Raw genomic sequence first — 6351 nt, 5'->3', positions numbered from 1 at the left:
GCGAATCTATTCTCCTAGGCGTGGGGGGGTGCGAATCTATTCTCCTAGGCGTGGGCGTGGGCGAGTCTATTCTCCCAAGCGCAGGGACGATGAAATCTACTATCGTAATCGTAGGGGAGTCAGAATCTATTCTCCCAGGCGCAGGCACGATTCGATTTTTTATCGTTACTAAAAGATTCAAATCCGATTGGTATTGATCACCATCAAGGGAAGTTTGTATTATAGTAGTATATGTAATACAAGCTTCTTTAATATGACACTTGGGTTGGACTATAGTCCGGTTTGCAACTCACAAGACCTTGAGCAGATTGGGATGATTATATCTCAGTGCTTTGGGGTTTCCGTAAGTGACTGTGAGGCTTACATTGAGCGTCTTGGTAGTGAAAACTTCCGCGTGATCCGCCAAGCTGGAAATGCGATTGACCAAAGGTCACGCTGCGCGATCGCTCAATTGGTAATATATCCGATGGCACAATGGTACGGTGGTAAACCTGTGCCCATGGCAGGAATTGCTGTGGTTGGTGTAGCGCCAGAGTATCGCGGTCAAGGGGTAGGTTACCAATTAATGGCTGAGACTATCATGCAACTCCATGAGCAGGGGGTGCCAATTTCTACCTTATATGCTTCTACTGACGCCCTTTACCGGAAAGTAGGCTATGAACGGGCAGGAAACCGTTGCCTGTGGAAATTGTCTACCAAAACGATTTCGTTATGCGATCGCGTAGCGTGGCCAAAGGCCAATCGCAATCTTCCCATGCATCGAGTGGAGCCAGAGAATTACCAGGTCTTCGAGGAGGTCTATCACCAACAAGCTCAAGCCAATAATGGGAATTTAGACCGCAATCGAGCTATCTGGGAAAATCTGGTGAAACCAATACTAGCAAAACCAGAAGAAACTATCTATAGCTATCTGATTGGTTCAGAAACTCTACCAGAAGGTTACATAATTTTTACTCAAGAGGAAGACGATCACGGGCTTCGGATTACGGTTAACGATTGGGCATTGCTGAGCACAGCTGCTATCAAGCGTTTTTGGACGTTTATCGCTGATCATCGCTCCCTAGTCAATCAGGTGTATTGGTATAGTTCTCCCCATGACCCGTTAATGTTAGTTTTAGCAGAACAAAAGGCGAAAATTGACACTCGATATTACTGGCTATCACGAGTGATTGATGTTCCCAAAGCCTTAGAAAAGCGAGGTTATCCGGTAGGAATCGATGGGGAATTACACTTGGAAGTTAAGGATGATTTGATTGAGGCTAATAACGGTAGATTTCGTTTACGTGTTAATCAAGGGCAAGGTGACGTTACTCCAGGAGGTAATGGGGATCTTCAAATTAGTATCCGAGGCTTAGCGTCTTTGTATAGTGGTTTATATAGTCCTAGACAACTGCAACTTACCGGTTATTTGAAAGCTACAAACGAAGCGTTGTCACTAGCAACATTATTGTTTTCTGGATCTGAGCCTTGGATACCAGATATGTTTTAATCAGCTATCAGCGGTCAGCTATCAGCGGTCAGCTATCAGCTAATGCGCTACGCGCACGCTACTTGAGGTGCTATCAGGTAATGCACGAACGATATTTATTTTAAGCATTAGGCATTAGGCTGACAACTGACCCCTGAGCACTGACCGCATAGAATAACTTAATCAGCTCGATATGCTTTTGGTGTCATGCCTGTCAGTTGCCGAAATTTCCGGTTTAGATGGCTGTGGCTGTTGAACCCACAATCAAGAGCTATAGCTACAATCGAGTTATCGGTTTGTTTGAGTAATTGCTTCGCTCGTTCTACCCGTTGTTGAAGTAAGTATTGATAAGGGGATACCCCGAGAGATTGCTTGAATAGACGACCAAAATGGAATTGGCTCATATCAACCTGTTGGGCTAATTCGCTAAGCTTAATTCCGTGACCTAAATGGGCATCAATGTAGTCTAGAACCTTCAGGAGTTGACGTTGAGGTAAACCACCTTCGTAAAGGGGAAGCTGTGGTCTTGTCGTTGTATGGTTGCGGAGTAAATGTATGGCTAAAACATTTGCGAGGGAATCAATATACAGTTGACTGCCAGAGGATTCCTGGTGTAATTCCGAAAGCAGCATCATGGCGATCGCCTCAATCTGAGGATCACGAGTTTGAAACGTTGGCAGCAGTTCAAGACGATCTCTGTTTTTAACCAGTGCCTGTTCAGCAACCGTCCGCACAAAAACGTCCTGCAGGCGAATTTGTACAATTTCGACATCCCCATCAGCATGGGTCAACAGAGTAGTATCCGCAGGTGTAATTAACAAATCACCTTTGCTGTAAAATCCAGCAGCAGTGTGGCTTTCTTGTCGATGGGAAAACCGAAAAGGACGCGGCGATAAGAATAATCCCAGAGTATGCTCATCCTGGAAATGGAGTTGATCGGCACCCGTTTCATAACGGCAGGTATGACGACAATGGAGAATTGTCAGCGGTCCCCACTGCTGCGTGATGTACCATTCAGACGTTGAAACAGAGGCTTGAGTCGTTGGTGGTACTGGCTTTGACATGGCACGACCCCGGAGTATTCTTCCGAACTATTACAATCCCAACCTTTATCATTAGCCATTTCAAGGGGGCAGGCAACCATTCTTAATCTTATTTTTGCTTTGTTTAACTGATGTGGTGCGATCGCAAGATCGTGCTAGTTCCACCAGAATTAGATAGTCGAGCATCAATGATTTAACTAAATTAATACAAGTAGACAGATTAAAGGTGCTTAAACAATGAAATCAAATACAGGAATGGTGGACAGACAGAGAAAGATGCTGCTTTCAATGGCATGGATTTTTGTGCTTTTAAACATGGTCTACGCTGACATTCTGGGAATGTTACGCCCTGGATACCTGGAATTCCTAGATAAAATGAGTCAGCAACTTACGAGTAGTGCGGTGTTGCTATTTGCGGTACTCATGGAAATTCCCATCTCAATGGTTTTGCTTTCCCAGATATTGCCTTATAAAGCAAATCGCTGGGTACATTTTATTGCAGTTCCTCTCACTATTCTATGGGTTGTAGTCCCTGCCTTAATGCCCTCACTTGGGAACAGTACACCACCCTCCTACGTCTTTTTTGCATCAGTAGAAGTGATGACAATGCTGATCATTTTTAGGTTCGTATGGAAATGGCGCGAACCACACCACAGGAGAGAAGTATGAATAGAGTTGCAGTATTTGGGAATGCTGGCGCTGGCAAATCGACCCTCAGCAAACGTTTAGCGGAAATAACTGGATTACCCCTGGTACACCTCGATTCCATGAAATATAGACCGGGCGGTGCTGAGGTGCCCCATGCCGAGTTCAAAGCCGCCCATGATCACCTCTTGCAACAGGATCAATGGATCGTTGATGGATTTGTCTCACTCGATACGGTGTGGCAACGGCTAGATGTAGCCGATACCCTGGTCTATCTGGATATGGCTGTGCTGCGACATTACTGGTGGGTCACAAAGCGATTTGTTAAAAGTGTTTGGGTGCCACCGGAAGGCTGGCCTGAAAATAGTCCCCTCGTAAAAGGCACGCTGAATTCCTATAACACGATCTGGCTGTGTCATAAAAAGCTAACGCCCAAGTACCGGACTTATGTGGAAGCGGCTAAAGCAACAAAGCAGGTTTACCATTTGCGTACGCCCCAAGAGGTAAAGCATTTTTTGCAAACTATGGTTACAGAATTTGAAGGCTAAGCGCGTCCACATCAGCAATGGAATACACCACGATCAAAGGGATAGAAATTGATGAAAGCTATTGTTTTAACAAAATATGGTTCATCAGATGTGCTTGAGCTTCAAGAGGTAGAAAAACCAAAGCCGAAGGAGGGTGAGGTCTTAGTCAAAATTCAGGCCACAGCGATCAATGACTGGGACTGGTGCCTGATGCGAGGCACACCATTTTATATCCGTTTGCTCTGTGGTCTGTTTAAGCCAAACATCCCAATTCCTGGTGCTGAAATCGCCGGACGAGTTGAAGCGATCGCCCCCAATGTCACGCAGTTTAAACCTGGTGATGCGGTCTATGGAGATATTTCTGAATGTGGGTTTGGTGGGTTTGCGGAGTATGTCTGTGTGCCTGAAACGGCTTTAGCCTTGAAGCCTGACTCCATGACATTTGTTGAAGCCACAGCACTTCCCCATGGGGCAATGCTGGCAGTACAAGGTTTGGTTGATGAAGGACAGATCCAGCCCGGACAAAAAGTATTGATCAACGGTGCAGGTGGTGGTGTCGGTACGTTAGGTGTGCAGATCGCCAAATCCATTGGCGTGACTGACGTGACTGGAGTGGATAGCTCGGATAAATTCGACATGATGCACTCAGTGGGATTTGGCCAAACCATCGATTACACCCAGGAAGACTTTACAAAGGGCAAGGAACGGTACGACTTGATACTAGATACCAAGACAAATCGCTCGATATTCAAATATCTACGTGTACTGAATCCCCAGGGAACCTATGTAACGGTTGGGGGAGACACTGCTTGTCTTTTTCAGGTATTACTGTTGCAGCCAATCATTCGTATATTTGGCAATAAGAGAGTCTGTCTGGTTAATCTCAAACCAAACAAGGATTTGGATTACATCAATAAGCTTTTGGAAGCTGGGGATCTCAAGCCCGTCCTAGATGGCCCTTACCCATTAAGTGAAGTGCCTGAAATGATCCAGTATTTCGGTATGGGCAAACATAAGGGCAAAGTGGTTGTCGCTCTAGAATAATATCATGTTCGGTTGAACACTTATAAATAGTAGGTAATAGGGAACAGGGAACAGGGAACAGGGAACAGGGAACAGGGGATTAGGAGGGAGATTACCTACGAAAATGTTGCTATGTTTTTTATAACTGATTATCTGAACATGATATAAGAGCTATTGCCGTAAGCATTCAGCCGTAAGCTGAATGCTTATTTTGTTCAAGAGCTGTTTGGTGTAGCGTACTTCAGGTAAGCGATTGGCCGTAGGCCACGCTACGCGATCGCATTTTACTGGGAGTATGATTGAATAAGCCCACAGCTGACAATCCCATTAACCATGAGCAACGCCAAGTATTGGAAACCAGCTTACCAACTGTTTAACCCAGAGCAACCCCTGACGACACGAGAGGAAATCAGAGACTTTTATGTCCAGCGACAGGATAGTCCAGTAGAAAATTTAATCGCTATTCTGGAAATGGAAGACCAGCCAGCTAAGTTTTTATTAGCTGGTCATCGGGGCAGTGGAAAAACAACGGAATTGCGACGAATTGAACAGGAGCTAGCAGAAAACTATGCTGTAATCTGGGTTGATACGGCAACAGCTCTTGACCGCTATAACATTGGTTATGCTGAGGTAGTGGTGTTGATTGGGATGGAGGTTTGTCGCCAATCCATTAAACCAGGCTGGTGGTCAAATCGGGATCAGCGCTTACTGGATGCTTTGGAAAATAGCCTGACCACCGTAATTTATAAAGATAAAGAAACGGAGAATTATGGGTTAGAGTTACCAGAAATTTTAAAAAAATGGGGGTTAATTCTCAAACGGGGATTAACTCGAGAAATTACCAAAACCCTTAACATTCGCATGGCTCTTAGTGACATTATTGATCGAGTTAACGATATTATCAAAGCCGCTGAAAAAGACCGCAAGCAAAAATTATTAGTCATTGTAGATGGTCTGGATCGGCACGACTATAGCACCGCCCTGGAAATGTTTGCTAGTCCACTCCTCACAGAATTAGAGTGTCATATTATCTACACCATTCCAATTTCTTTACGATATTCCCCTAGCTTTCGGCAACCGATGGAAAGCTTCCAATGTTTGGATTTGTATAATTTGCCTGTATTCCAGTGCGATCGCAATTCTTGTCCCACCTCAACCCCTAACCAAGTTGGTCGAGATATCTTGAAGTCTGTGATTACCGAACGATTGGCTAAAATTAACGAAACAGATCTATTCACTCCCGATGCCCTAGAGCTTTTATCTGAAAAGAGTGGTGGTGTGATCCGGGATTTAATCCGACTAGCGCGGGGGGCTTGTCAGGTGGCCACAAGGAAAAAAAAGGAATATGTAGACACAACCATTGCTAAGGAGGCGATTCAAGAAGAACGTAAAGCCTATACTATCAATGACTATCATTTTCCGGAATTGGCTACTGTTCACGAAACTGGTCGCTTAACTACCAATACCCATCATTTGCCCAAGCAAGGGGACGTGGTGATTTGTGATGAACTTTTACAAAATAAGTATGTCTTAGGGTATTACGGTGACCATACCTGGTTTGATGTGCATCCAATGATTATCGAAGATGTGAAACAGTGGCAAGGGAGTCAGAATTCAGCCGTCAGCTCTTAGGTTTCAGGTAAGC

The 6351-nt window shown here is 44.8% G+C and carries 6 protein-coding genes; 5 read left to right on the top strand and 1 reads right to left on the bottom strand.

Annotation, left to right across the window (positions count from 1 at the left end; genetic code table 11):
• Positions 1 to 253: 253 nt before the first annotated feature.
• Positions 254 to 1489: a GNAT family N-acetyltransferase gene (locus tag AC4II3_RS19590; protein ID WP_488011915.1), complete on the top strand. Its 1236-nt coding sequence runs from the start codon at positions 254 to 256 to the stop codon at positions 1487 to 1489.
• 158 nt (positions 1490 to 1647) lie between these two features.
• On the opposite strand, the gene AC4II3_RS19585 is transcribed toward AC4II3_RS19590, so the two are convergent.
• Entirely contained in the window at positions 1648 to 2532 is an 885-nt protein-coding gene (locus AC4II3_RS19585; RefSeq protein ID WP_488011917.1) for a helix-turn-helix domain-containing protein, read from the bottom strand.
• 216 nt (positions 2533 to 2748) lie between these two features.
• Here AC4II3_RS19585 and AC4II3_RS19580 point away from each other — a divergent pair, with 216 nt between their 5' ends.
• From AC4II3_RS19580 to AC4II3_RS19565, 4 genes are all read left to right on the top strand, one after another.
• Positions 2749 to 3180 carry a DUF6326 family protein gene (locus AC4II3_RS19580; protein WP_488011919.1) on the top strand — a complete coding sequence of 144 codons (432 nt, stop codon included), beginning with the start codon at positions 2749 to 2751 and terminating at the stop codon, positions 3178 to 3180.
• Positions 3177 to 3704 (top strand): P-loop NTPase family protein, encoded by a 528-nt coding sequence (locus tag AC4II3_RS19575; protein WP_488011921.1) that lies wholly within the window; start codon positions 3177 to 3179, stop codon positions 3702 to 3704. Before AC4II3_RS19580 ends, AC4II3_RS19575 begins: the two co-directional genes overlap by 4 nt.
• Positions 3705 to 3755: 51 nt before the next feature.
• Positions 3756 to 4727: an NAD(P)-dependent alcohol dehydrogenase gene (locus tag AC4II3_RS19570; protein ID WP_488011923.1), complete on the top strand. Its 972-nt coding sequence runs from the start codon at positions 3756 to 3758 to the stop codon at positions 4725 to 4727.
• A 312-nt stretch (positions 4728 to 5039) separates the two neighbouring features.
• Complete coding sequence (locus AC4II3_RS19565) at positions 5040 to 6338, top strand: P-loop NTPase fold protein (protein ID WP_488011925.1); 1299 nt, start codon at positions 5040 to 5042, stop codon at positions 6336 to 6338.
• The last annotated feature ends 13 nt before the right edge of the window (positions 6339 to 6351 follow it).

The organism is Moorena sp., from assembly GCF_982860115.1.
This window is presented reverse-complemented; position numbering and strand designations above follow the sequence as displayed.

Bases quoted from the DNA above. Each gene is read 5' to 3' on its own strand.
- AC4II3_RS19590 (WP_488011915.1), top strand. From the start codon at position 254: ATGACACTTGGGTTGGACTATAGTCCGGTTTGCAACTCACAAGACCTT.
- AC4II3_RS19585 (WP_488011917.1), bottom strand. From the start codon at position 2,532: ATGTCAAAGCCAGTACCACCAACGACTCAAGCCTCTGTTTCAACGTCT.
- AC4II3_RS19565 (WP_488011925.1), top strand. From the start codon at position 5,040: ATGAGCAACGCCAAGTATTGGAAACCAGCTTACCAACTGTTTAACCCA.
- AC4II3_RS19580 (WP_488011919.1), top strand. From the start codon at position 2,749: ATGAAATCAAATACAGGAATGGTGGACAGACAGAGAAAGATGCTGCTT.
- AC4II3_RS19575 (WP_488011921.1), top strand. From the start codon at position 3,177: ATGAATAGAGTTGCAGTATTTGGGAATGCTGGCGCTGGCAAATCGACC.
- AC4II3_RS19570 (WP_488011923.1), top strand. From the start codon at position 3,756: ATGAAAGCTATTGTTTTAACAAAATATGGTTCATCAGATGTGCTTGAG.